Consider the following 22,312-nt stretch of genomic DNA (forward strand, 5'->3'; position numbering starts at 1 on the left):
GTTTGTTGAAAGTCTGTCGGGGAAAAGAGCTCCGCCCGACATCCGGACGACGGCGAGGCAGGCGGGCCGGGGCGAACCGGCGCTCAGGACTGCCCCTTCGCCGCGTTCTCCCTGTTCAGGTAGTTGTAGACGGTGAAACGGCTGACCCCGAGGGCACCCGCGACCGTCTCCACGCCGTGCCGGACCGAGAAGGCGCCGCGCGTCTCCAGCACCCGCACCACGGACTGCTTCGTCCGGCGGTCCAGGTCCCGCAGGGGCTTCCCGTGCCGCCGCTCCAGGTCCAGCAGGAGATGGTCCAGGGAGTCCGAGAGGTGCGGCAGCCGGACGGCCAGCACCTCCTCGCCCTCCCACCTGAGAACGACATCGTCCCCCTCCGCCTGCTCCGGCGGCACGACGCGGCCGCCCAGGGCGTCCACCAGCGGCTGCACGGCCGCGGCGAAGGGGTGCGGCACCGGCCCCGTCATGCCCCCGCCACCCCCCGGTCACCCGGCCCGGGCGCGGCGCCCGCGTCAGCCGCGGCCCCGGACCCACCCGGCACAGCCCCGGGCCCCGGCGCGTCGGGGAGGACGTTGACCTGGACGGAGACCCGGGTGGCACCGGCCTCCAGCGACCTGCGGAGCATCTCGCCCACCGCGGCGAGCACGGCAGGGGCCGGGCCCTCGGCGCTGTTGCCGAAGGGGCCGACGTCCATGGTGTCCAGCGCGGCACCCTGGACGACCTCCCGCGCCACCACGGCGTGCGGCGGGGCCTCGTCCAGGTCGAACGGCTCGGTCGTGAACTCCACATTCAATCGCACGGGCCAAAAGTACCCCGGCGCCCCGCCGGCGCCACCCCCCGAACCCGTACACCGTCCGCACCGCCGGGCCGCGCACGCACTCCGTCGCGGACACCCGTCCCCGCTCCCCTTGGCAGCCTCTCCGGCAGCAAGGTCGGCGGAGGCCCGCCCCACAGACCCCGCGCAGCCCCGCCGCGCCCCGGACCCGCACTTCCGGGTGGCGGCGCCGACAACTCCTGTCGCGCCCGGGCGCCGCCACCCGGAACCCTCCGCCGCCCTCGGGCCCGCCTGCACAGAACCCGCACGGCGAAATGTGCCTCAGTCGACGTGGCGTACGCCCGTTTCGGGGAACATGGGAAGCAGCCGGTGGGGCCGCTTGCCCGTCCGGCCGCCATCGGGGACAGCAGGGCGAGCGGCGAGAAGGGCACAGATGACGGAGAACGTGCCGGTGCACTGTCCGGCATGCGAGCGCGAGCACGCCTACACACCACCGGCCTACCCCTGCCCGTGCGGTGCGCCGGTGCGTCCGCTGCTGGTTCCGCACGCCACCCCGACCGAAGTGCGGCGGCGTACCTGGGCGGACTCCTGGGTCTCGGTGCGCTGCGAGGCGTGCGGACGGCAGGAGGACTGGCCGCATCCCGAACTCGGCTGCGACTGCGGGGCCCTGCTGCGCCTGCCGGTTGCCGACGGCGCGGGCTCCGACCCGTCCCCCGGCCCGGCGGAGGACCCCGCCGCAGGCGCGGGGTACGAGGGGCATCCGGCGACCCGCTCCCCGCGCCGGCGCACCGCGCACGGCGGCGGCCGTTCCGCGGCCCGCAGCCGGCCGGGAGGGCCCACCGACCCGTCCTGGCCGCCCGAGGACTGCGGGCGGTCCGGAGAGCCGGGGCCGCCCGCTCCCGCGGGCAGCGCGACCGGCGAGGCAGGGGCGGCGCCCCGCCCGGAGCCCTCTCCGGAGAGCCGTCCCGCTGACCCGCCGGACACCCGGCCGGAGTTTCGTCCGATGACGATCAGGACCGCGCGGGACGTGGTGCTGGCGGCTGGGCACTTCCTGCGCTGGCTCGGTTTCACCGACGTGCGCGCGGCCGACGCCCGCCCGGCGTCGGGGGTCGATCTGCGCGGCACGGGCGTCGTCGCGCTGGTCGATCCGACCACCGCGCACAGCGGACTGCGGGCCATCGAGACGCTGTGGCTGAACGGGCTCAACGAGTCCTCGGCGCCGGTGTGCTTCGCGCTGGCGGGCTTCACGGGCGAGGCGCGGGCCAGAGCGGACGCGTTGGCGCTGCCCCTGTTCGTCCTGGACCTCACCGGTACGCCCCAGCCGGTCAATCCGGCCGCCGACACCCTGCTGCGCACCGGGGCCTGAGCCGGCCGCAACCGGGGCCTGAGCCGGCCGCAACCGGGGCCGGCTCGGACGCGGGCGCGGCGCTGGAGCTGTTCGTCGAGGTGGGCGGGGAGCTGCGGGACGCCGGGAGGCTGCCGGACCGCCCGGCATGGGCTTCCGCCACCCGGCGACGGAAGGCGGACATGCTGCGGCGCACCCACTTCGACGACGTGCCGCTCAGACCGCGGCGCGTCTACGAGGAGATGAACCGGGCCTTCGGGCCAGGAACCCGTACGTGTCGACCATCGGCCTGTCCCGGATCGCCGGCGCCCAGTTCCTCCACGTCCACCGGCCGCGGCACTGGATCAGCTGCGGCCAGGCCGGCCCGCTGGGATGGACCGTCCCGGCGGCACTGGGCGTGGCCATCGCGGAGCCGGAGGCCACCGTGGTGGCGCAGTCCGGCGACCACGACTTCCAGGTCATGATCGAGGAGCTGGCCGTGGCGGCCCGGTTCCGCATCCCCTGCGTGCACGTCCTGGTGAACGACTCCTGTCTGGGGCTGGTCCGGCAGGCGCAGCGCACCTTCGACATGGACTACCAGGTCGACCTGCCCTTCGAGAACCTCAACGCCCCCGAGCTGAACGGTTACGGGGTGGACCACGTCCGGGTCGCCGAGGGCCCGGGCTGCCGGGCGCTCCGGGTCACCGAGCCCGACCGGCTGCTGCCCGCCTTCGAGGAGGCCCGGGAGCTGGCGGCCAAGCGGCGCGTCCCGGTCGTCGTGGAGGTCATCCTGGAACGGATCACCGACATCGCGATGAGCGGCGGCATCGACACGGTGCAGGAGTGCGAGGAGCTGGCCACCGAGCCGGGCCATGTCCCCACCGCCCTCGGGATCCCCGGCTGACCGGCCCCCGTCAACCGTCGTGCGCGGCGTGTGGCGCGCACGACGCGGAGCCGCGGGGCGACGGCACCGGCGCGCTCCCCCGGAGGGGCCTCCCGCGGGGGAGGACGGGGGTACGGCATCATCATGGGGTGCACACGGGGCAGACGCGACTCACCACGGGCCCGGAACGGCCCGCCCCGCCGTACGCCGTCGGCCCGTCGGCCGGACGGCGGCGGCGTCCGCTCGCGACCCGCGTCGCCGTGCTCCTCCTCCTGGTGGTCAGCCCGCCGCTGCTGGCCAGGGCGCTGGACGTGGACGGCCCGCCGCCACTGCCGCAGCTGCTGGCGTTCCTGCCGTGGCTGATGGTGCCCGGCTGGCTTGCCCTGGCGGCGGCGGCCCTGGCCCGCCGACTGCTGCTGGTCGGCTGGGCACTGGCCGCGCTGGCCTGCACCGGCTGGTTCCTCCAGCCGTACGGGCCCCCGCTGACCATCCCGGGGGACGAGCCGCAGGCCCAGGTGCGGGTGCTGAGCGTGAACCTGGAATTCGGCAACGCGACCGAGGGACTGCTGGAGACCCTGCGCAGGGAACGGCCGCACCTGGTCTCCGTCCAGGAGTGCGACCGCCGCTGCGCCTCGGCGCTCTCCGGCGCCGAGGTGCAGCGGGCCTACCCCCACCGGGTGCTGGCCGGCAGTGATCCGGCCGAGGGGTCCGCGCTGCTGAGCGTGTACCCGCTGCGGGACGAGCGGGAGATCCCGGCGACGCTGGCGATGCCGAGTGCGGTGGCCGATCTCGGCGGGGTGGACCTGCGGGTGCAGGTGGTGCACCCGATGCCTCCGATGCCTGACTCGCTCCCGGTGTGGCGGGCGGAACTGGCGGAACTGCGGGAGGTGGCCCGCAGCCGCGGCGGGATGCGGACGGTGTTCGCCGGAGACTTCAACGCCGGGCAGGACCACGCGGCCTTCCGGGACGTGCTCGACACCGGCCTGCGGGACACCGCCCGGCTGCTCGGCCACTCCCGGACCCCGACCTGGCCGGCCCGTACCGCTCCCTCGCTGGGCGCCCAGATCGACCACATCCTGGTGAGCGGTTCGCTGGTGCCGGTCGGGCTGCGCTTCGTCGACCTGGCGGACACCGACCACCGCGGTCTGCTGGCGGACATCCGGGTGTACTGACCCGGGGCGGCCCGGGCGCCTCCGCGGGCGTGGCACGGGCTCCCCTCCGCCGCAGCGGTGCGCGGGCCGCCGCCGCCGGACACCCGCCCGGACGGGCGATCATGCATGCCTCCGGTCGTACGGGGAACCAGGTGGCGGTCCGGGTGCGTTCTCCTACAGCCGAGGCTCCGCGAAACGGGCCCGTGGGAACGACCGGTGAAAGGGGACCTGGGTGAATCTGCTCGACGCCTTGCTGCTGCTCGCGGTACTGGCCTTCGCGGTGTCCGGCTACCGCCGCGGGCTGGTGGCCGGGCTGGTCTCGCTGGCCGGTTTCGTCGGCGGCGCGGTGATCGGGGTGTGGCTGCTGCCGTTCACCCTGGACTCCGTCGAGCGGGGCACCACCGGTGCGACCCTGGTGGGACTGCTCACGGTGCTGCTGCCCGCCGCGGCGGGCCAGGCCTTCGCGGCACGGCTGGCGTGGCGGCTGCGCAGCTCGCTGACCTGGACCCCGGTGCGCTGGGTGGACGGCGTCGGCGGTGCGCTGGCCAACGCCGTCGCGGTGCTGCTCGTCTCCTGGGTGGCGGCGAGTGCGCTGGTGACCTCACCCTCACTCGGCTTCAACCAGGCCATCCGGGACTCCACCGTGCTGCGGGGCGTCCACGAGCGGATGCCGGAGCAGGCGCCGACCTGGTTCAGCCGGGCGACGGGCGCGCTCACCACCGCCGGCTTCCCGCAGGTCTTCAACCCCTTCGAGAACGAACCGGTCACCGGGGTGGCCGAGCCGTCCGGGGACTCGGTGACCGAGGCCGCCACGCAGGCGGCGCGGCGCAGCTCGGTCAAGGTCCAGGGCATCGCCGAGGTGGACGGCGGCCGGCAGGGCCAGGAGGGCAGCGGCTTCGTCTACGCCGAGAAGCGGGTGATGACCAACGCGCACGTGGTGGCCGGAGTCGACGAACCGACGGTGCAGGTCGGCGGAACGGGTCCCCGGCTGTCCGCGACAGTGGTGCACTTCGACTCCGACACGGACGTCGCCGTGCTGCGGGTCCCCGAGCTGGCGGCTCCGGCTCTGGCGTTCGCCTCCGGACCGTCCCGGGGGTCGCCCGCCGTGGTGGCCGGGTACCCGGAGAACGGCGGGCTGGACCTGCGGGCGGCGACCGTCGCGGGCCGCACCGACGCGCGCGGGCAGGACATCTACGGTTCGAGCATGGTGACGCGGGAGATCCACTCGCTGCGCACCACGGTCCGCCCCGGCAACTCGGGCGGGCCGCTGCTCACCCCGGAGGGCCAGGTGTACGGCGTCGTCTTCGCCCGGTCGGCCACCGACCCGGGCACGGGTTACGCGCTCACCGCGGAGCAGGTGCGGGAGGCCGCCGAGCAGGGGAACGCGTCCACCGAGCCGGTGGACACCGGTAACCGCTCCGCGCTCTGAACGCGGCCGGCCGGCGGTCCCCGCGGAACCGCCGGTCGGCCCCACCGGCTCTCACCGGCCGGAGTGCTGCGCCTCAGAACCGCACGTCGGAGCAGGCGTAGAACGCGTTCGCGGTGTCGTGCACGTTCCACACGGCCAGGATGACGTGGTCACCGGACTTGCCGCTGGGCAGCCTGCCGGTGTGGCTCTCCGTGGTGCCGGGCTGCCGTCCGCCCATCGACACGGTGAGGAACGGCGCCGGTTCCAGGTCGGCCCGGGTCAGCGCCCGGTTCTGGTTCCAGCCGTTCCTGGTGATGTAGTACCGGTAGTCGGTGGTGCGGTGCATCGCCGTGTTCTTCCAGCTGAACGTGTGGTTCTGACCGGCGCTGAGCTGTGTGGTGGGCCAGTTCCCGCCCCGGGGGTCGTCGAGCTGCCCGAATCGGCCGTTGCCTCCGGAACAGATCTGCCCGTCGGCGGGACCGCCGCCGGGGAAGCCCTTGGGCCCCTCGACGCTCTGCGGCTCCCATTGGATGCCGCCGCAGTTGCTGACGGTGCCCTGGTTGCAGTGCATCTGCCGGCTGACGGGCGAGGTGGTGTAGCCGTGGGCCGAGGCGGTACCGCCGGTGGCGACCGCGGTCGCGCCGGCGATACCCAAGGCGATTGCCGCTGCGGTGAGCTTCTTGCGCATGCTTCGCTCCTGCCTGAAGAACGTGGGGAGTTCGGAGAGCGCGCGTGGTCCGGACCAACTCAGAAGTTAGCGCCGACCGTTCGACATGTCCAGACCAATTGCGGGCCGGACCGGAGCGCTTCGGTCCGGTGCCCGGCTCACGCCGACGTGCCGAGCCGCCCCCGCAGGGGCGCCGCACCGTCGTGGTGGATGGGCGTGTGCACACCCGTCAGCGGGAGCCCGGACCCTCCGTGCCGGGCGGCGACGATCTCCGCGGCGATGGACAGCGCGGTCTCCTGCGGCGTCCGTGCTCCCGGGTCCAGCCCGACGGGCGAGCGGAGCCGGGACAGCTCCCCCTCCGTGAGACCGGCCTCGCGCAGCCGGGCGAGCCGGTCGAGGTGGGTGCGCCGGGACCCCATCGCGCCCACGTAGGCGACCGGGAGCCGCAGCGCGCGTTCCAGGAGGGGCACGTCGAACTTGGCGTCGTGCGTCAGGACGCAGAGCACCGACCGGCCGTCGAGCGTGCAGGACTCCAGATAGCGGTGCGGCCACTGTGCCACCACCTCGTCCGCCTCCGGGAAGCGGGCGGCCGTGGCGAAGACCGGACGGGCGTCGCACACGGTGACCCGGAAGCCGAGGAACACCCCCGCCCGCACCAGGGCGGCGGCGAAGTCGATCGCTCCGAAGACCAGCATCCGCGGCGGTGGCACCGACACCTCGACGAGCAGCACCACAGGGGTGCCGCACCGGCCGCCGTCCGCGTCGGTCTCCACGGTGGTCGAGCGGCCCGCGTCGAGCAGCGCCCGTGCCTCGGCGGCGGCGGTCCGGTCCAGGCCCGCGCCGCCGAGCGACCCGTCGACGGTGCCGTCCGGGCGCACGTGCAGGGACCGCCCCAGCAGCTCGGGCGGGCCGGAGACCGTCCGGACCAGCGCCGCCGCCCCTCCCCCGGCCGCGGCGGCCAGCGCTCCGACGAGCGCGGCGCGCCGCGTACCCGCGCCACCGGCCCGGGCCGTGCCGGTGGCGCCCGCCGATCCGGTGGCGCCACCGCGCACCGGGTCGACCAGCACGTCCAGGGTGCCGCCGCAGGTGAGGCCGACGGCGAAGGCGTCCTCGTCGCTGTAGCCGAAGCGCTCGGTGACCGGCTCACCGGTCGCCAGGGCCTCCCGGCACAGCTCGTACACCGCACCCTCCACGCATCCGCCGGAGACCGAGCCGATGGCGGTGCCGTCCGCGTCGACGGCGAGCGCCGCACCGATCCCCCGCGGGGCGCTGCCGTCGGTGCCCACCACGGTGGCGACGGCGAAGTCGCGCCCCTGCGCGCACCACCGGTCCAGTTCTGCGGCGATGTCCAGCACGGGGTCTCCTCTCGAAGCCGCGGAACCGGTACCGGCCGGGGCCAGTGTCCGATGCGGTTGAAGGCGAAGTCGAAGACGAAGAGCGCGGTCAGCAGCCACATGAAGAGGCCCGGCTCCCGCCATTTCCTCTCGGCCAGCTTGATCGCGGAGTAGGCGATCACACCGGCCGCGACGCCGTTGAGGAGGGAGAAGGTGAACGGCATCAGGATCACGGTGAGGAAGACCGGGATCGCCACGGACCGGTCCTGCCAGTCCACGTGCCGGGCGCTTTGCATCATCATGGCGCCGATCACCACCAGCGTGGCGGTGGCGACCTGGCCGGGCACCACCTGCGCCAGCGGGGTGAACAGCGGCATCGCGGCGAAGATCAGCCCGGCGACCACGGCGGAGAGGCCCGTCCCGGCCCCGCTGGCCGACCCCGCTGGCCGACTCGATGAACACGGTCGGGCCCGAGGCGCTGGACATCCCGCCGGTGGCGCCGCCGACGCCGTCGGTCAGCAGCGCCCGGTTCAGGCCGGGCATCCGTCCCTTGTCGTCGGCGAACTCGGCCTCCTGCCCGACGGCGATGATGGTCGCCATCGCGCCGAAGAACCCGGCCAGCACCAGAGTGAAGACGATCATGGTGACGGTGGTGGCGCCGAGCGCCGCGAACCCGCCGGGCTCGATCTGCCCGAAGAGGCTGAAGTCCGGCGGGTCCACGACACTGTCCGGGATCGACGGGCTGGCGAGCCCCCAGTCCACGTGCCCCGCGCCGACCAGGGCGGTGACGGCGAGCGAGAACACCGTGCCGAGGCCGATGCCGATCAGGATGGCTCCGGGTACCCGCCCGGCCAGCAGCGTGAGGCGGAACGCCGGCACCGGCCAACCGGTGAGCTGCCCGTCGGTGCCCAGGGTGGCCGGAGGGCCGCCCTCCGGGCCGCGCCCCACGAACCCCGCCTTCTCCAGCCCGATCATCGCGACGAAGAGGCCGGTCCCGATGGTGATGGCGTGCTTGAGGCCTCTCGGGATCGCGTTCGTGATCCGCTCCCGGAGGCCGGTGATCACCAGCAGCATGACGGCGGCGCCGTAGATCACGCACATCCCCATGGCCCGCGGCCAAGCCATGCCGGGGACGACCTGGGTGGCCGGGACGCCGGAGACGCCGAGTCCGGCCGCCAGCGCGAGCGGCGCCTTGCCCACCACCCCGTCAGGAGGGTGGTGACGGCCGCGGCGAACACCGTCGCGGCCACCACCGCTCCGGCGGCGAGGGTGTCGCCGTTGACGTCCTCGACGCTGAGCAGCAGCGGGCGCAGCAGCAGGATGTACGCCATCGCCATGAAGGTCGTGACGCCGCCGCGCACCTCGCGGCCCACGGTCGAACCGCGCGCGGAGATGTGGAGAGCGGGCGAGCCGGCTTCTGCCCGCGGCGGTTCCGGGGGCGGCGGGCGGGGCGCCCGCCGGGGACCCGGGGTCCCGTTGTGACTGCGCCATGTGTGCCAACTCCCACGGTTCACAGGGACACCCGTCCGACGTTCGCCGGTACGGGATTGGGGATGCACGACGCGGGGAGTCGGCCCGTGACGAACGAGGGACGGACGTGTGCGCCTCACGGTGGGCGCACGGAGCGGGCGGACCGGAGCCCGGTCCCGGCCGGGGCCCTCCCGGCCGTGGCAGGGGCGGGCGGCGGACCGCCCCGGTTCTCAGGTGCCGGTGAGGTGCTCGGGCCTGACCGGCACCCGGGACAGAGCCAGGCCTGTGGCCTGGCGGATGGCGGCCACCACCGCCGGGGTGGACGAGAGTGTCGGCGCCTCGCCCACGCCCCGCACTCCGTAGGGCGCGTGCGGATCGGCCAGTTCGAGAACGTCGACGGGGATCGTCGGGGTGTCGAGGATGGTGGGGATCAGGTAGTCGGTGAAGGAGGGGTTGCGGACCTTCGCCCTCGGGTCGACGACGATCTCCTCCATCACGGCCAGCCCCAGACCCTGGGTGGTGCCGCCCTGGATCTGGCCGACGACCGACTGCGGGTTGAGCGCCTTGCCGACGTCCTGCGCGCAGGCGAGCTCGACCACCTTGACGAGGCCCAGCTCGGTGTCGACCTCCACCACCGCGCGGTGTGCGGCGAAGGAGTACTGGACGTGGCCCCGGCCCTGGCCGGTGCGCAGGTCGAAGGCCTCGGTCGGCCGGTGCCGCCACTCCTGCTCGACCTCGATCGCCCCGCCCTCAAGGACGTCCGCGAGGGAGGCCAGCACCTCGCCGCCCTCGGTGACCACCGTGCCGCCCTCCAAGCGCAGTTCCGCCTGCGCCCAGGCCGGGTGGTGGGTGCCGAACCGGTCACGGCCCCGTGCCAGCACCCGCTCGCGGACCAGCTCGCAGGAGTGCTTGACGGCGCCGCCGGTGACGTAGGTCTGCCGGGACGCGGAGGTGGAGCCGGCCGAACCGACCCGCGTGTCGGCGGGCTGGACGGCCACCTGGGTGACGCCCAGCTCGGTGCGGGCGATCTGGGCGTGCACCGTGACGCCGCCCTGGCCGACCTCGGCCATCGCGGTGTGCACCAGGGCCACCGGCTCGCCGGCGATCACCTCCAGCCGCACCTTGGCGGTGGAGTAGTCGTCGAAGCCCTCGGAGAAGCCCACGTTCTTGATGCCGACCGCGTAGCCGACCCCGCGGACCACGCCCTCGCCGTGGGTGGTGTTGGAGAGCCCGCCGGGCAGCGCCCGGACGTCGGCCGTGGTGCCCTGCTCCTCGGTGCCGGTCTGCCACTGCCGCTCGGGGGGCATCGGCATCGCCTTGACCCGTCGCAGGATCTCCGCGACCGGGGCCGGCGAGTCCACCTCCTGCCCGGTCGGCAGCCGCGTGCCCTGGGACATGGCGTTCACCCGGCGGAACTCCACGGGGTCCATGTCCAGTTCCGCCGCCAGCCGGTCCATCTGCGACTCGTAGGCGAAGCAGGCCTGGACGGCACCGAAACCGCGCATCGCTCCGCACGGCGGGTTGTTGGTGTAGAGCGCCAGCGCCTCGATCTCGACGTCCTCGACCACGTACGGGCCCACCGACAGTGAGGAGGCGTTGCCGACGACCGCCGGGGAGGCGGACGCGTAGGCGCCGCCGTCCAGCACGATCCGGCACCGCACGTGGGTGAGCCGGCCGTCCCGGGTGGCGCCGTGCTCGTAGGTCAGCCGGGCCGGGTGCCGGTGGACGTGCCCGAAGAACGACTCGAAGCGGTTGTAGACCATCTTGACGGGCCGGCCGGTCCGCAGGGCGAGCAGGCAGGCATGGACCTGCATCGAGAGGTCCTCCCGGCCGCCGAAGGCTCCGCCGACCCCGGAGAGCGTCATCCGCACCTTCTCCGCCGGCAGTCCCAGGACGGGCGCGATCTGCCGCAGGTCGGAATGCAGCCACTGGGTGGCCACGTACAGGTCGACGCCGCCGTCCTCGGCCGGCACCGCGAGTCCGGACTCCGGGCCGAGGAAGGCCTGGTCCTGCATGCCGACCTCGTAGGCGCCGGTGACGACCACGTCCGCCCGGGCGGCGGCCGCCGCCGCGTCGCCGCGGACGATCGGCTGCCGGTGCACGATGTTGGGATGCGCGACATGGGCGGCGTGGTGGTCGTCCCGGCCGGGGTGCAGCACCGGCGCGTCCGCGGCGGTCGCGGACTCCTCGTCGTGGACGACGGGCAGTTCGGCGTACTCGACCCGGATCTTCTCGGCGGCGCGCCGGGCCGTCTCCGGGTGGTCGGCGGCGACGATCGCGACCGGCTCCCCGTGGTGCCGCACCCGGCCGTGCGCCAGGACGGGCGTGTCCTGGATCTCCAGACCGTAGGTGCGGACATCGGTGGGCAGGTCGTCGTAGGTGAGCACCGCGCGCACACCGGGCTGGGCGAGCGCCGCCGCGGTGTCGATCGAGACGATCCCGGCGTGCGCGTGCGGGCTGCGGAGAGTGTGTCCCCACAGCATGTCCTCGTGCCACATGTCCGACGCGTAGGCGAACTCGCCGGTCACCTTCAGGGTGCCGTCCGGGCGCAGCGTGGACTCGCCGATGCCGCCCTTGGCGCCGCTGCCCTGCACCAGGTCGGTGGGTGTGCGGGTGACTTCGGCCATGGTCAGGCTCCTGTTCCCGCACTCGCGGGGTCGGTCCCGCCGCGGGCGGCCGTCAGCCGTACCGCGTCGAGGATCTTCTCGTACCCCGTGCAACGGCACAGGTTGCCGGACAGCGCCTCGCGGATGTCCGCGTCGCTGGGCTGCGGGTTGCGCTCGATCAGTTCGTCGGCGGCGACCAGCAGTCCCGGGGTGCAGAACCCGCACTGCACGGCGCCGGCGTCGATGAAGGCCTGCTGCACCGGGGAGAGCGGGGGCGCCGGGGGCTGCTCGGCGGCAGCCGGCCGGTCGCTGTCCGGGTCGTCGGCGTTCTCCGGGCGGGCCTGCCACCGCCGTGCCGCGTCGGGGTCGGTGCCGCAGGCACCGGAGGCACAGTCCCGGGCTCGCTGCCGGGCGAAGTCGGCCAGCCCCTCGACGGTGACCACCTCCCGTCCCTCGGCCTGGCCGGCAGCGACCAGGCAGGCGCACACCGGCACACCGTCCAGCCGTACCGTGCAGGAACCGCACTCCCCCTGCTCGCAGGCGTTCTTGGAGCCCGGCAGCCCCATCCGCTCGCGGAGGACGTAGAGCAGGCTCTCGCCCTCCCATACGTCGTCGGCCTCCTGCGGACGGCCGTTGACCGTGAGGTTCACGCGCACTGGGTGCCCCCTTCGGTGTCACCGGCCGGACCCGCGCCGCGGTAGGCGTCCCAGGTCCAGCCGAGGGTGCGGCGGGCCATCACGGCCACCGCGTGGCGGCGGTACCGCGCGCTGCCGCGCACGTCGTCGATCGGGTTGCAGGCCGCGGCGGCGAGTTGGGAGAACTCCCGGGCTACAGAGGGGGGCAGGGACCGGCCGCTCTCCCAGAATCCGCCCTCGGCCAGTGCGGCGTTCAGGAAGTCCTCCGCCGCCCTCGCCCGCACAGGGGTGGGCGCGGCGGAGCCGATGCCCGTCCGCACCGTCCCGGTGTCCGGGTGGAGGGCGAGGCCGAAGGCGCAGACCGCGATCACCATCGCGTTGCGCGTACCGACCTTGGAGAACTGCTGCGGGCCCGCGGCCCTTCTGATGTGCACCCACTTGATCAGCTCGTCCGGGGCGAGCGCGTTGCGCTTGACCCCGGTGAAGAAGTCGTCGACCGGCAGGAGACGCGCGCCGCGCACCGACTCGACCTCGACCTCGGCACCGGCGGACAGCAGGGCGGGGTGTGCGTCCCCGGCGGGCGAGGCGGCTCCCAGGTTGCCCCCGACGCTGCCCCGGTTCCGGATCTGCGGGGAGCCGACGGTGTGCGCGGCCAGGGCGAGCCCGGGCAGCTCGCCGCGCAGGTGGTCGATGATGCGGGAGTAGGGGACGGAGGCGCCCAGTCGGACGGTCTCCGCGCCGACCTCCCACTGGTGCAGGAGATCGACCCGGCTGAGGTCCAGCAGGTGGGCGGGCCGACGGTGGTCGAAGTTGATCTCGACCATCACGTCGGTGCCGCCGGCGAGGGGCACCGCCGCGGAATGCTCGGCCTTCGCGGCGAGCGCCTCCTCCCAGCGGGCGGGACGCAGGAACTCCATGGGACCCCTTCTCGGATCGGTCGCGGTGCGGGGCGGGCCCCGCACGGCTGCTGCGGCGGTCGACTCGTGCGTGCGGAGGTCGGTGGAACGCTCGGGCGGTCGGGGAACGGGGACGCTCGGGCGGCCGGGAGAGGGGGCGCTCGGAGTGCGGACGGGAGCTGCGAGGGTTGCGTTACGGCGTGGCGCTGGACGGCGTCCGGGTGCTCCGGCCGCCTCCGGCCCGTCCGCCGAGGGTCGCCGAGCGGTGCTCGGCGGTCCCGGAGGCTCCCCGGGACACGGGCGCGAACGGTTCGTCCGGTGTGGCCCCAGTAGACCGTCCGGGGCAGTGGGCGTGCAGTCACCGATGGCACGAAGCGACTGGCTGAGCGGGCATCCGGTCTTGTAGGTTCGGACGAACGGCGGACGGGGCGCGGGCGAGGGCGAGTGGCGCCTCCCGGTCCGGGGCCCGGTCCCCGCTCTCCTCCGGCGCCCGTCTCCCGCCCGCCGGCCCTTCCGGTGCCCCGCACCCGCGGAACGTCTTCCTCCGCCTCACCTGCTCACGCCCCTCCCTCCCCGCTTCCGACAGAACGGTGATCGACGACATGCGGCTGCGCGCACTGCTGGAGAACGACTCGCTGGGTCTGCGCATGCTCGGCGGGAACGGCGAACTGGACCGCACCGTCCGCGGCGTGATGACCACCGACCTCCGGGACCCCAGCCGCTACCTCTCCGGCGGCGAGCTGGTCCTCACCGGGCTCGCCTGGCGCCGAGGGCCCGCGGACTCCGAGCCGTTCGTCCGCACGCTGACGGCGGCCTCGGTGGCCGGACTCGCCGCGGGCGAGGCCGAGCTGGGCGCCGTCCCGGAGGACCTGGTCGAGGCGTGCGCCCGGCACCGGCTGCCGCTCTTCGCCGTGGACGAGAGGGTGGCCTTCGCGACGATCACCGAGCACGTGGTGCGGCAGGTATCCGGTGAACGGGCCGGCGACCTCGCCGCCGTCGTCGACCGGCACCGCCGGATGATGTCGGCCGGACCAGCCGGCGGGGGCCCCGACGTGGTGCTCGATCTGCTCGGCAACGACCTGGACCTGCGAGCCTGGGTGCTCTCGCCCACCGGGCGGCGGATCGCGGGCCCCGGCCCCGGTGGCCCGGAGCTGCCGGCGGACGTGCGCGCCCAGTTGGCCGCCGCGCACCTCGCCGCCTCCCGCGGCGGCCGGCGCGGCCCCCACCGGGCCGCGGCGGGCCGGGGCGCGGGGGCGGTGGCGTACTCGCTGTTCCCGGTCCGCGACGCCGCTCGGGACCTGCGCGAGACCGTGCTGTCCGACTGGCTGCTGGTGGTGGAGGCGGACGCCGGCGACTGGCCGGACGAACGGCTGGACCTGCTGCACGGGGTGGCACAACTGATCGCCGTCGAACGGGAGCGCACCGACGCGTCCCGCGCCGTCCGCCGCAGGCTCGCCCAGGAGGTGCTGGAGCTGGTCCAGTCGGGCGCCGCTCCGGGGGAGGTCGCCGCCCGGTTGCGGGGGGCTGCTCCGGTGCTGCTGCCCGGCGCGGAGGCGGCCCCGCAGTGGCAGGTGGTGGTCGCCGCGGTGGAGTGGGAGGCCGACGGTTCCCCGGGCGGTCCGGCCGCGCAGACGCTACTGGAGGAGATCCTCGTCGACCCCGGCGGCTCCGGCGGCACCGGCGGCGGCCCGCCGGACCGGGTCTCCGTCGCACTCACCGGCGGCGAGGCGGTCGCGCTCGTGCCGCTCTTCCCCGCCGCTCGCGCCCGGACCGACGCGGCCGGGGCGCCGGCGGGCGGGGGCGCGGCCGTTGGGGCGGGGACGGCGGACGCCCTGCACGCGGACGCCCTGCTCGCCTCGGTGCGGGAGGCGATGGCGGGCGGGCTGGGCGCGGACGGGCGGCTGACCCTCGGAGTGAGTGCGGTGGTCCGCTCGGCCGAGGGGCTGCACGGGGCGCTGGAGGAGGCTCGGCACGCCCGCCGGGTCGCGGCCGCACGGCCCGGACGGGTGTGCGCCGCCGGGCACGAGGAACTGGCCTCGCACGTCCTGCTGCTGCCCTTCGTCCCCGACGACGTACGACGGGCGTTCACCGCACGGTTGCTGGACCCGCTGCGCGCGTACGACTCGCGGCACCGCGCGGAACTCGTCGCCACCCTGGAGGCCTTCCTGGAGGCGGACGGCTCCTGGACCCGCTGCGCCGGACGGCTCCACCTGCACGTGAACACCCTGCGCTACCGGATCGGACGGATCGAGCAGCTCACCGGACGGGACCTGGCGCGGCTGGAGGACAAGCTCGACTTCTTCCTGGCCCTGCGCATGACCTGATCTCCCGGGCCCGCGGGCGCAGGCGCTCACGGGCTCTGCGCGGAGCCGCCGAGCGGGTCGTGCAATTGCAGGGGTGCCGCACGCTGCGGCTTATCCGGAGTGGGAATCGCGGGGGCAAAGCAGCAGCGAAGACGGGTGTGGCCGCATTCGGCAAGACGAAGGCCCGCCCGGTGCGACGGGGGATGCACACCGGACGGGCACAACACCTTTGTACCTCATGCGGCAACGGATATGCATCAGATACCTGTTCGCATTTCCGTCCGTCGGCGAACGGCAGTGAAATCAAGCCACGGAGCCGCACCACCGGTTCCATGGCAGCTCCACCAGCCGGAGGCCGGTGACCGCGTGAGCACGGGGGGCGGCGCCGCCGATTGCCCTGAGGGCGACTTTCCCGTTCACAGCCGGAAAGTCGCCACGCGGCACGGATTCCCGGCCAGCGTGCGCCGTGTTCCGGGTTGCGGTCAGCACCGCGGGCCCGTCGGACGCCGGATCGAGGAGGGAGACGGAGGTTCGCCGAGGCAATGCGCCGGGGCACGGACGGGCCGCGCCTCCGCGCCTCGCGGACAACACCGCCCCCGCTCCGAGGGTCCGGGAAGCCCGCTGGAGTGTTTCCGACCCGCCCCGACTCACGGTCAACGGCCGTCCGCAGGCGGGCGCCGAGTTCGGCTGGATTCGCACGCAGTCCCGGTGGCCCGCCGCGCGGTCACCCCCGCTTCGGCGGAACCGACGCGAGTATCCGCTCGACCACCGGCATCCGGGAGAAGACGGCCACCAGCGCGAGGTGCTCGTGCTCGGCCGCCGGGTCCTCCGCGGCGGCCGAGCACGACCGTGTCGGCGACAGGGCCCGGGAGGTGACCGGCGGCCCGGTTGCTCAGCCCCCGGCGCAGCGCGGCCGCCTCGGCCAGTGCGGCCGTCCGCCGCTCGGTCATGCCCGCCGCCGCGCCGTGGCGCAGCGCGGCGGCGCCACCGAGCACCGGTCGGCTCCAGCGGTCCGCGTGTCCGGTCCAGCGCGGCAGCAGCAACAGCGCGCCGACCACGAAGCCGACCACGGCGGTGCAGAGGACGGCGAGGGCCAGGTTGGCCACGCCGGTGAGCCCGGTCGGACGCGGTGTGGACGCTGGGGCGGAGAGGAGGAAGACGAGGGCCGCTCCGGCGCACATGCCTGCGGTGAGTCCGAGGTCGGTGTTGCCGCGGTCCCGGAGCCATGCGCGGATCTTGACCCCGGCGGGCAGCCAGGCGAGGGCGCAGCAGACCAGGTGCAGCAGGTCGAACACCGCGGCCGCTGCCGGACGGGGCTGGAGTCGCCGTCCGGGACGGGACCGGGGCCCGCGTCCCGCCCCGGCACCGGACGTGGGCCAGGGCCGGGCGGAGCGCGGCGGCGAGTTCGGCGGCACGCTCGGACGATCGCGGTTTCCCGGCGGCGGGCGGCGGGACGACCCGGGCCGTCAGGAGCGTGCCGAGGATCTCGGGCTCCTGCTCGGCGAGGTCGCCGTAGCGGTTGTGCCGGGCGAAGTCGGGAGTGAGCCCCATCCGGCGCATCGCAGTGGCGGCGTCCAGGTGGGGGCGCAGGCCTCCAGCGCGTGTTCGGTCACGGCTGCCCGCTGTTCGTGGCCGAGCAGCAGGTGACCGATTTCGCGGAGGCCGATGTGCACCTGGTGCCACGGGGAGGTACGCCGCTCGTGGAAGATCCAGTACGCCTCGTCGGTGGTCGCCGTCACCCCGGACACCACTCCGTCGAGGTCCATCGGCACGAGGCGCACCGGGCGGCCCAGCCGCTGCTCGGCCCGTGCGCACAGGCCGGTCGGGTCCGTGCCGGGAGAGGGGCCGAGTTCGGCGATGAGCCGGTTGCACCGCCGCCGCATCCGTCTCGTCCGCATGCCCCGCACTCCTCCACGGTGTTCGTGCCCTGTCGCCGTCGGCGGCCGGCAGCGGGGCTCAGCCCTCCCGGCGGGGTGCCTCGGCTCCGGCCCCCCGGGCCGTGGTTCCGCCGCCCCCACCGCTCACTGCGGGTGCCGGGCGGGCCCGGCCCGTGGCGGGCCCCGGGGGCCCCGGGGGCTCGGGCGGTTCCGGCGGCAGGTTCATCTGCTGCCGGAACTGGCCGATGATGGCCGTGAGGCTGTCCTGCACCTCCGGAGGCAGCCCGACCGAGCGCAGGGCGATCGCCCGCACCCGCTGGTCGCGCATGGCCACCAGGAACTGGACCTCCTCCTCCAGCCGCAGCGTCTGGGAGGCGGAGAGGTCTCCCAGCAGGTAGCCGGCCTGGACGCCGAAGAACTTCGCCAGCGCCCGCAGCAGGTCCGGGCTCGGGTTGGCCCGCTTGCCGTTGCGGAGCATGGACAGGTACTGCTCCGTCAGCCGCACGCCGCCGTACTCCCCCGCGTTGCGGCTGATCTCGTCCGCCACGTGGGCGTTCGTGTACGGCGCTCCCGGCGGGTGCATGTTCGCGAACAGGTAGGCCAGCCGCTCGGAAAGCGGGCTGCCCGTCGGCCTGTCGTGTCCTTCGCCCCCGGCTGCCATGTCGTGCACCGCCCCTCGACCCCGTCTTCTCGAATATGTCGGACCGGCCCCCGCCGGTCCTCCGGGCATCCTGCCACGAGCCGCCGGGGGCCGACCACCGGAGTGCGGAGCCGGTGACCGGGCCGCTCCCGGTCCGCTGGACGGCCCGTCGGCCGGGCGGAACGGGTGGCGGTGTCCGTAAGCGGTCGCCTCAGCGGGCGTCCTTCGGAAGGGCCCCGCCGTCACCCAGGCGCAGGTGCTCCACGTGGTAGAAGGCCTCGTCGAGCAGTTGGGCGACATGGCTGTCGTGCAGGCTGTACACGATCCGGCGGCCCTCGCGTGCTCCGCTGACCAGGCCCAGCGCCCGCAGCAGGCGCAACTGGTGGGAGACCGCCGACTGCTCCATGCCGACGGACTCGGCGAGTTCGGTGACCGGCATCGGGCTCTTCCTCAGCCGGGAGAGGATCAGCAGCCGGGACGGGGTCGCGAGGGCCTGTAGTGTCGCCGCGACCGAGGCGGCGCTCTCCGCGTCCAGTGCGGCGGCCGGTGCTCCGTGCCCGTCGGCTCCGTGTCCCATGCCGAGCATGCTACGGTCCCCAGATTACATGAATAACTCTTCACATGTACATTCTCTCCTGCCGAGGTGGCGCCGTGCACCCGTCCCCCGCCCCGACCGGGCGCACCCCGCTGCTCCGGCTGCCCGAGGCCCGCTGGGCGACGCTCGCCGCGGGCCTCTTTCTGTGCGGGCTCGTGCTGCACCTCGCGCCCGCCCCGGCATGGGCCGTCTGGCCGTGCTGGGCCGCCTGCTACGCGGCCGGCGGCTGGGAGCCCGCCCGCTCGGGAGTGGCCGCGCTCCGCGAGCGCACTCTGGACGTTGACCTGCTGATGGTGGTCGCCGCGCTGGCCGCCGCGGCCCTCGGGCAGCCGCTGGAGGGCGGGCTCCTCATCGTGATCTTCGCGGTCTCCGGAGCCCTGGAGGCGTACGCCACCCGCTGCACGGCGGACTCCGTGCGCAGCCTGCTCGACCTGGCGCCGCAGCAGGCCCGCAGGCTCCGTCCGGACGGCCGGGAGGAGTCCGTCGGCGTCGGGGAACTGTCGGTGGGCGAGCTGGTCCTGGTGCGCCCCGGGGAGCGCGTGGGCGCCGACGGGCGCGTCGTGAGCGGTGCGAGCGAGGTCGACCAGGCGTCCATCACCGGCGAACCGCTGCCGGTGGCCAAGGCGGTCGGTGACGAGGTGTTCGCCGGCACGTTCAACGCCCGCGGGATGCTGCGGGTCCGGGTCGGGCGCCCGGCCGCGGAGTCCGTGATCGCCCGGATGGCGGAACTCGTCGAGGAGGCGAGCCGGACCAAGGCACCGCGGCAGCTGTTCATCGAACGAATCGAGCAGCGCTACGCGGCGGGGATGGTGGCCGCCACCCTGGGCGTCTTCCTCGTCCCGCTGCTGCTCGGCGATCCCACGCAGTCCGCGCTGCTGCGCGCCATGACCTTCATGATCGTTGCCTCGCCCTGCGCGGTCGTCCTGGCCACCATGCCGCCGCTGCTCGCCGCCATCGCCACCGCGGGCCGGCACGGCGTCCTGGTCAGGTCGGCCGCCGCCATGGAGCGGCTGGGCGCGGTCGACCAGGTCGTGCTGGACAAGACGGGGACACTGACGACCGGCACGCCCGCCCTCGTGGAGGTCCGTGAACTGGCCGGCAGCCCCGGTCGGGAGCGTCTGCTGCGACTGGCGGCCGCCGCGGAGGAGGGCAGCGAACACCCGCTCGGCCGGGCGGTGGCCGCGGCCCCGGCGGAGCCGCACGGGCTGGTGGTCGACGGCTTCTCGGCGACGCCGGGCCGCGGGGTGGCGGCGACCGTCGACGGCCGGCGGGTCGAGATCGGAGCACCGGGTGCGGAAGCCCGGCCCGAGGCCGCGGAGCTGGACGACCGCGGACTCACCGTGGTGGAGGTGCGGCTGGACGGCGTACCGGCCGGGCTGCTCGGGCTGAGCGACCGGCTCCGCGACGGCGCGGCGGACGCCGTCGCACGGTTGGAGGGACTCACCGGACGCCCGCCTCTGCTGCTGACCGGCGACCGCGGCCCGGCCGCGGCCCGGCTCGCCGCGGAGAGCGGTATCGCCGCCGACGCCGTGCACTGCGCGCTGCTTCCGCAGGACAAGGTGGCCGCGGTGACAGAGCTGGAGCGGAGCGGACGCCGGGTGCTCGCGATCGGCGACGGTGTCAACGACGCCCCCGCGCTGGCCGGTGCCCATTGCGGCGTCGCGATGGGCCGGACCGGCTCCGATCTGACGCTGGAGACCGCCGATGCCGTCCTGGTGCGGGACGACCTGGGTGCGGTGCCGTCAGTGGTGCGGCTGTCCCGGCAGGCGCGGCGGCTGGTGGTGCAGAACCTCGTGATCGCGGGGACGGCGATCGTCCTGCTGGTGGCGTGGGACCTGCTCGGCCACCTGCCCCTTCCGCTGGGCGTGGCCGGCCACGAGGGCTCCACGGTGCTGGTCGGTCTGAACGGACTGCGGATGCTCCGCGAGCGTGCCTGGAGCGGCCGACCAAGATTGTGAAGCAATTCACACCTTTCCCTTGGCCGGGGGGCCGATCCGTGCTGAGATGCGAGCACATCCGGCTCGACGGCGCGCTTGGGGAGGGCACTGTGGCGGAATCCGCCATGTCTCGTTCGGTACGGCTGGACAACGGCGAGGGGGACGATCCGCTCGAACGGGCGGTGTGGCGGCTGCGGTCCCGGGGGTGCTGGGACGACGCGGCGGCGCTGCTGGCCCCCACCGCAGGGACAGACCCGGAGGCCGCCGTGCGACGGGCCGCACTGCTCGTGGAACGCTGCATGTTCACGGCCGGCGGCTGGGCCGCCGCCGAGGACGCCCTGCGCAACGCGGAGGCGCTGGCGGTCGCGGACGACGTGCGCGGCGTCGCGGCATGCGAACGCGGCCACCTCGCGTACGCCTCCACCGTCCTGTCGGTGCGGGACCGCACCGACGAGGCCCGCGCAGCCCTCGGCCGGGCCGCCGCGCTGCTGCCGCCCGGCGCACCGCACCGGGCGCTGCTGGACTTCCGGCGGGGACTCCTCGCCGAGCACATCTCCGAGAACGCGCAGGCCGCGCGCGCCGCCTACCGGCGCGCCCACGCCGGGGCCACCGCGCACGGCAACCCGCTGCTGCAGTCCTTCACCTGGCGCCACCTGGCCGGTCTGGCGCTGCGCGAGGGCGAGCTGACCGAGGCCCGGCACGGCTTCACCGAGTCGCTCCGGTTGCGCGAGGAGCTCGGCTTTCTGGTCGGGATGGCGCCGGCCCTGGTGGCACTGGCGGACGTGGAGACCGGCCCGCGGGCGGCCCGGCTGCGGGCGGAGGCGGAGCGCCTGTTCCGGTTGCTGGGCGGGGTGCCCACCTGGCTGGCCGACCGGCTCGCAGCCGCCTGAGTCCCGGACGCTCCGGCCCCCTCGGGCCGCGCCGCGGCCCGGCTCCGCTCCCGGGAGGCAGCGGTCAGGCAGAGAGGTGCCGGGTCAGAACCTCGCGGACGGCGGACGCGTCCCCCGCCACCAGCGCCTCGACCAGCGCCTGGTGCTCCGCGGCCCGTGTCGCGAGGTCCGGGGCGCGCTCCGCCGCCCCGGTGTCGTCCGGCCGGGCGGCCGGGCGGCAGGTGCGGCGCCACAGATCCTCGGCCACCGCCACGAGCTGCCGGTTCCCGGCCGGATCGAGCAGCGCCCGGTGGAACTCCCGGTCGGCCTCCGCGCAACCGGCCCGGTCGCCGCGCGCGGCCTGCGCGGCGGATGCCTCCGCGAGCGGGCGGAGCCGCTGCCAGTGCGCGGACGGCATCTCCTCCAGCAGCCGCAGCAGCACCGGGAGCTCCAGCAGGATGCGCACCTCGGCGAGCTCGGCCAGGTCGTCAGCGCTGTGCTCGGCGACCCGGAAGCCGCGGTTCGGCACCGTCTCCACCGCGCCCTCGCTGGCCAACTGCTGCATCGCCTCGCGCACCGGGGTGGGCGAGACGTCCCAGCGCTCGGCGAGTGCCGGTGCGGAGTAGACGACCCCGGAGCGCAGCTCGCCGGAGAGCAGCGCCTCACGCAGGGCCGCCAGCACCTGGCCACGCACCGAGTGGCGCTGCGGCATCCGCGGTGCGGGGGTTTCACCGTGGGTGTGCTCGCCACGGGCGGAGCCCGGGCCGCCGTCGGAAGGGGCCGGCCCCGCAGGCCGGGGCCGCTCGGCGGAGGGCTTCCGCGACGGGGCCGATCGGGACTGCTGGACGGGTAGGGCCGCGCCGTCCCCGCCGACGCCTATGACCGGCTCTGCTCGGGTCCGCTCCATCTGTCCGCTCCTGTCCCCTCCGGGTGTCGAAGAGCACG

The 22,312-nt window shown here is 74.9% G+C and carries 18 protein-coding genes and 2 pseudogenes; 7 read left to right on the forward strand and 13 right to left on the reverse strand.

Going from position 1 to position 22,312, the window contains the following annotated elements; genetic code table 11:
- Positions 1 to 83: 83 nt before the first annotated feature.
- Entirely contained in the window at positions 84 to 464 is a 381-nt protein-coding gene (locus H300_RS0108695) for a helix-turn-helix domain-containing protein (RefSeq protein WP_028427122.1), read from the reverse strand.
- Positions 461 to 796 (reverse strand): YkoF family thiamine-binding protein, encoded by a 336-nt coding sequence (locus H300_RS25795; protein WP_486583666.1) that lies wholly within the window; start codon positions 794 to 796, stop codon positions 461 to 463. The genes H300_RS0108695 and H300_RS25795 overlap by 4 nt, the downstream gene beginning before the upstream one ends.
- A gap of 409 nt (positions 797 to 1,205) precedes the next feature.
- Here H300_RS25795 and H300_RS0108705 point away from each other — a divergent pair, with 409 nt between their 5' ends.
- The 4 genes and pseudogenes from H300_RS0108705 to H300_RS0108720 all read left to right on the forward strand — a co-directional run bounded on the left by H300_RS0108705 (position 1,206) and on the right by H300_RS0108720 (position 5,559).
- Positions 1,206 to 2,138 carry a hypothetical protein gene (locus tag H300_RS0108705; RefSeq protein ID WP_028427123.1) on the forward strand — a complete coding sequence of 311 codons (933 nt, stop codon included), beginning with the start codon at positions 1,206 to 1,208 and terminating at the stop codon, positions 2,136 to 2,138.
- Between the two features lie 35 nt (positions 2,139 to 2,173).
- Positions 2,174 to 3,000 (forward strand): annotated as a pseudogene (locus H300_RS25800) (thiamine pyrophosphate-dependent enzyme); the annotation flags it as partial.
- Between the two features lie 128 nt (positions 3,001 to 3,128).
- Complete coding sequence (locus H300_RS25805) at positions 3,129 to 4,151, forward strand: endonuclease/exonuclease/phosphatase family protein (protein ID WP_078515822.1); 1,023 nt, start codon at positions 3,129 to 3,131, stop codon at positions 4,149 to 4,151.
- A 211-nt stretch (positions 4,152 to 4,362) separates the two neighbouring features.
- Complete coding sequence (locus tag H300_RS0108720; protein WP_028427125.1) at positions 4,363 to 5,559, forward strand: MarP family serine protease; 1,197 nt, start codon at positions 4,363 to 4,365, stop codon at positions 5,557 to 5,559.
- Between the two features lie 73 nt (positions 5,560 to 5,632).
- Here the strand turns inward: H300_RS0108720 and H300_RS0108725 are convergent, their stop codons facing one another.
- The 6 genes and pseudogenes from H300_RS0108725 to H300_RS0108750 all read right to left on the reverse strand — a co-directional run bounded on the left by H300_RS0108725 (position 5,633) and on the right by H300_RS0108750 (position 13,167).
- A complete protein-coding gene (locus H300_RS0108725; RefSeq protein WP_028427126.1) occupies positions 5,633 to 6,226 on the reverse strand; it encodes a lytic polysaccharide monooxygenase in 594 nt (197 codons plus the stop codon).
- Positions 6,227 to 6,363: 137 nt separating this feature from the next.
- On the reverse strand, positions 6,364 to 7,560 hold the full coding sequence (locus H300_RS0108730; protein WP_028427127.1) for an XdhC/CoxI family protein: 1,197 nt from the start codon (positions 7,558 to 7,560) through the stop codon (positions 6,364 to 6,366).
- 41 nt (positions 7,561 to 7,601) lie between these two features.
- Positions 7,602 to 9,030: pseudogene (locus H300_RS29945) on the reverse strand (NCS2 family permease); the annotation flags it as partial.
- Positions 9,031 to 9,239: 209 nt separating this feature from the next.
- Complete coding sequence (locus H300_RS0108740) at positions 9,240 to 11,636, reverse strand: molybdopterin cofactor-binding domain-containing protein (protein ID WP_028427129.1); 2,397 nt, start codon at positions 11,634 to 11,636, stop codon at positions 9,240 to 9,242.
- A 2-nt stretch (positions 11,637 to 11,638) separates the two neighbouring features.
- Positions 11,639 to 12,271, reverse strand: a complete 633-nt coding sequence (locus H300_RS0108745) for a (2Fe-2S)-binding protein (protein ID WP_028427130.1) — start codon at positions 12,269 to 12,271, stop codon at positions 11,639 to 11,641.
- The gene (locus H300_RS0108750) at positions 12,262 to 13,167 is read right to left on the reverse strand and encodes an FAD binding domain-containing protein (RefSeq protein ID WP_028427131.1); all 906 of its coding nucleotides are present in this window, start codon (positions 13,165 to 13,167) and stop codon (positions 12,262 to 12,264) included. Before H300_RS0108750 ends, H300_RS0108745 begins: the two co-directional genes overlap by 10 nt.
- Positions 13,168 to 13,748: 581 nt before the next feature.
- Here H300_RS0108750 and H300_RS0108755 point away from each other — a divergent pair.
- Complete coding sequence (locus H300_RS0108755) at positions 13,749 to 15,470, forward strand: PucR family transcriptional regulator (protein ID WP_028427132.1); 1,722 nt, start codon at positions 13,749 to 13,751, stop codon at positions 15,468 to 15,470.
- Between the two features lie 632 nt (positions 15,471 to 16,102).
- Here H300_RS0108755 and H300_RS31805 read toward each other — a convergent pair.
- From H300_RS31805 to H300_RS0108770, 4 genes are all read right to left on the reverse strand, one after another.
- Positions 16,103 to 16,744 (reverse strand): hypothetical protein, encoded by a 642-nt coding sequence (locus H300_RS31805; RefSeq protein WP_037979564.1) that lies wholly within the window; start codon positions 16,742 to 16,744, stop codon positions 16,103 to 16,105.
- Positions 16,745 to 16,915: 171 nt separating this feature from the next.
- On the reverse strand, positions 16,916 to 17,347 hold the full coding sequence (locus H300_RS29185; protein ID WP_199779153.1) for a hypothetical protein: 432 nt from the start codon (positions 17,345 to 17,347) through the stop codon (positions 16,916 to 16,918).
- 58 nt (positions 17,348 to 17,405) lie between these two features.
- The gene (locus tag H300_RS25820) at positions 17,406 to 17,987 is read right to left on the reverse strand and encodes a helix-turn-helix domain-containing protein (protein WP_106966779.1); all 582 of its coding nucleotides are present in this window, start codon (positions 17,985 to 17,987) and stop codon (positions 17,406 to 17,408) included.
- 190 nt (positions 17,988 to 18,177) lie between these two features.
- On the reverse strand, positions 18,178 to 18,543 hold the full coding sequence (locus H300_RS0108770) for a metalloregulator ArsR/SmtB family transcription factor (protein WP_028427133.1): 366 nt from the start codon (positions 18,541 to 18,543) through the stop codon (positions 18,178 to 18,180).
- 44 nt (positions 18,544 to 18,587) lie between these two features.
- Here H300_RS0108770 and H300_RS0108775 point away from each other — a divergent pair, with 44 nt between their 5' ends.
- Together H300_RS0108775 and H300_RS0108780 are read left to right on the forward strand one after the other, a co-directional pair.
- Positions 18,588 to 20,519, forward strand: a complete 1,932-nt coding sequence (locus H300_RS0108775; RefSeq protein ID WP_037979567.1) for a heavy metal translocating P-type ATPase — start codon at positions 18,588 to 18,590, stop codon at positions 20,517 to 20,519.
- A gap of 104 nt (positions 20,520 to 20,623) precedes the next feature.
- Positions 20,624 to 21,388 carry a hypothetical protein gene (locus H300_RS0108780; protein WP_028427135.1) on the forward strand — a complete coding sequence of 255 codons (765 nt, stop codon included), beginning with the start codon at positions 20,624 to 20,626 and terminating at the stop codon, positions 21,386 to 21,388.
- A 64-nt stretch (positions 21,389 to 21,452) separates the two neighbouring features.
- On the opposite strand, the gene H300_RS25825 is transcribed toward H300_RS0108780, so the two are convergent.
- Positions 21,453 to 22,079 carry a GntR family transcriptional regulator gene (locus H300_RS25825; RefSeq protein ID WP_486583667.1) on the reverse strand — a complete coding sequence of 209 codons (627 nt, stop codon included), beginning with the start codon at positions 22,077 to 22,079 and terminating at the stop codon, positions 21,453 to 21,455.
- Positions 22,080 to 22,312: the final 233 nt, after the last annotated feature.

This window comes from Streptomyces sp. TAA040, from assembly GCF_000424845.1.

Excerpts from the sequence above, each read along its gene's own strand:
- H300_RS0108695 (WP_028427122.1), bottom strand. The coding sequence starts at position 464 with ATGACGGGGCCGGTGCCGCACCCCTTCGCCGCGGCCGTGCAGCCGCTG.
- H300_RS0108705 (WP_028427123.1), top strand. The coding sequence starts at position 1,206 with ATGACGGAGAACGTGCCGGTGCACTGTCCGGCATGCGAGCGCGAGCAC.
- H300_RS0108725 (WP_028427126.1), bottom strand. The coding sequence starts at position 6,226 with ATGCGCAAGAAGCTCACCGCAGCGGCAATCGCCTTGGGTATCGCCGGC.
- H300_RS0108740 (WP_028427129.1), bottom strand. The coding sequence starts at position 11,636 with ATGGCCGAAGTCACCCGCACACCCACCGACCTGGTGCAGGGCAGCGGC.
- H300_RS0108750 (WP_028427131.1), bottom strand. The coding sequence starts at position 13,167 with ATGGAGTTCCTGCGTCCCGCCCGCTGGGAGGAGGCGCTCGCCGCGAAG.
- H300_RS0108755 (WP_028427132.1), top strand. The coding sequence starts at position 13,749 with ATGCGGCTGCGCGCACTGCTGGAGAACGACTCGCTGGGTCTGCGCATG.
- H300_RS29185 (WP_199779153.1), bottom strand. The coding sequence starts at position 17,347 with ATGCGGACGAGACGGATGCGGCGGCGGTGCAACCGGCTCATCGCCGAA.
- H300_RS25820 (WP_106966779.1), bottom strand. The coding sequence starts at position 17,987 with ATGGCAGCCGGGGGCGAAGGACACGACAGGCCGACGGGCAGCCCGCTT.
- H300_RS0108770 (WP_028427133.1), bottom strand. The coding sequence starts at position 18,543 with ATGGGACACGGAGCCGACGGGCACGGAGCACCGGCCGCCGCACTGGAC.
- H300_RS0108775 (WP_037979567.1), top strand. The coding sequence starts at position 18,588 with ATGTACATTCTCTCCTGCCGAGGTGGCGCCGTGCACCCGTCCCCCGCC.
- H300_RS0108780 (WP_028427135.1), top strand. The coding sequence starts at position 20,624 with ATGTCTCGTTCGGTACGGCTGGACAACGGCGAGGGGGACGATCCGCTC.
- H300_RS25825 (WP_486583667.1), bottom strand. The coding sequence starts at position 22,079 with ATGCCGCAGCGCCACTCGGTGCGTGGCCAGGTGCTGGCGGCCCTGCGT.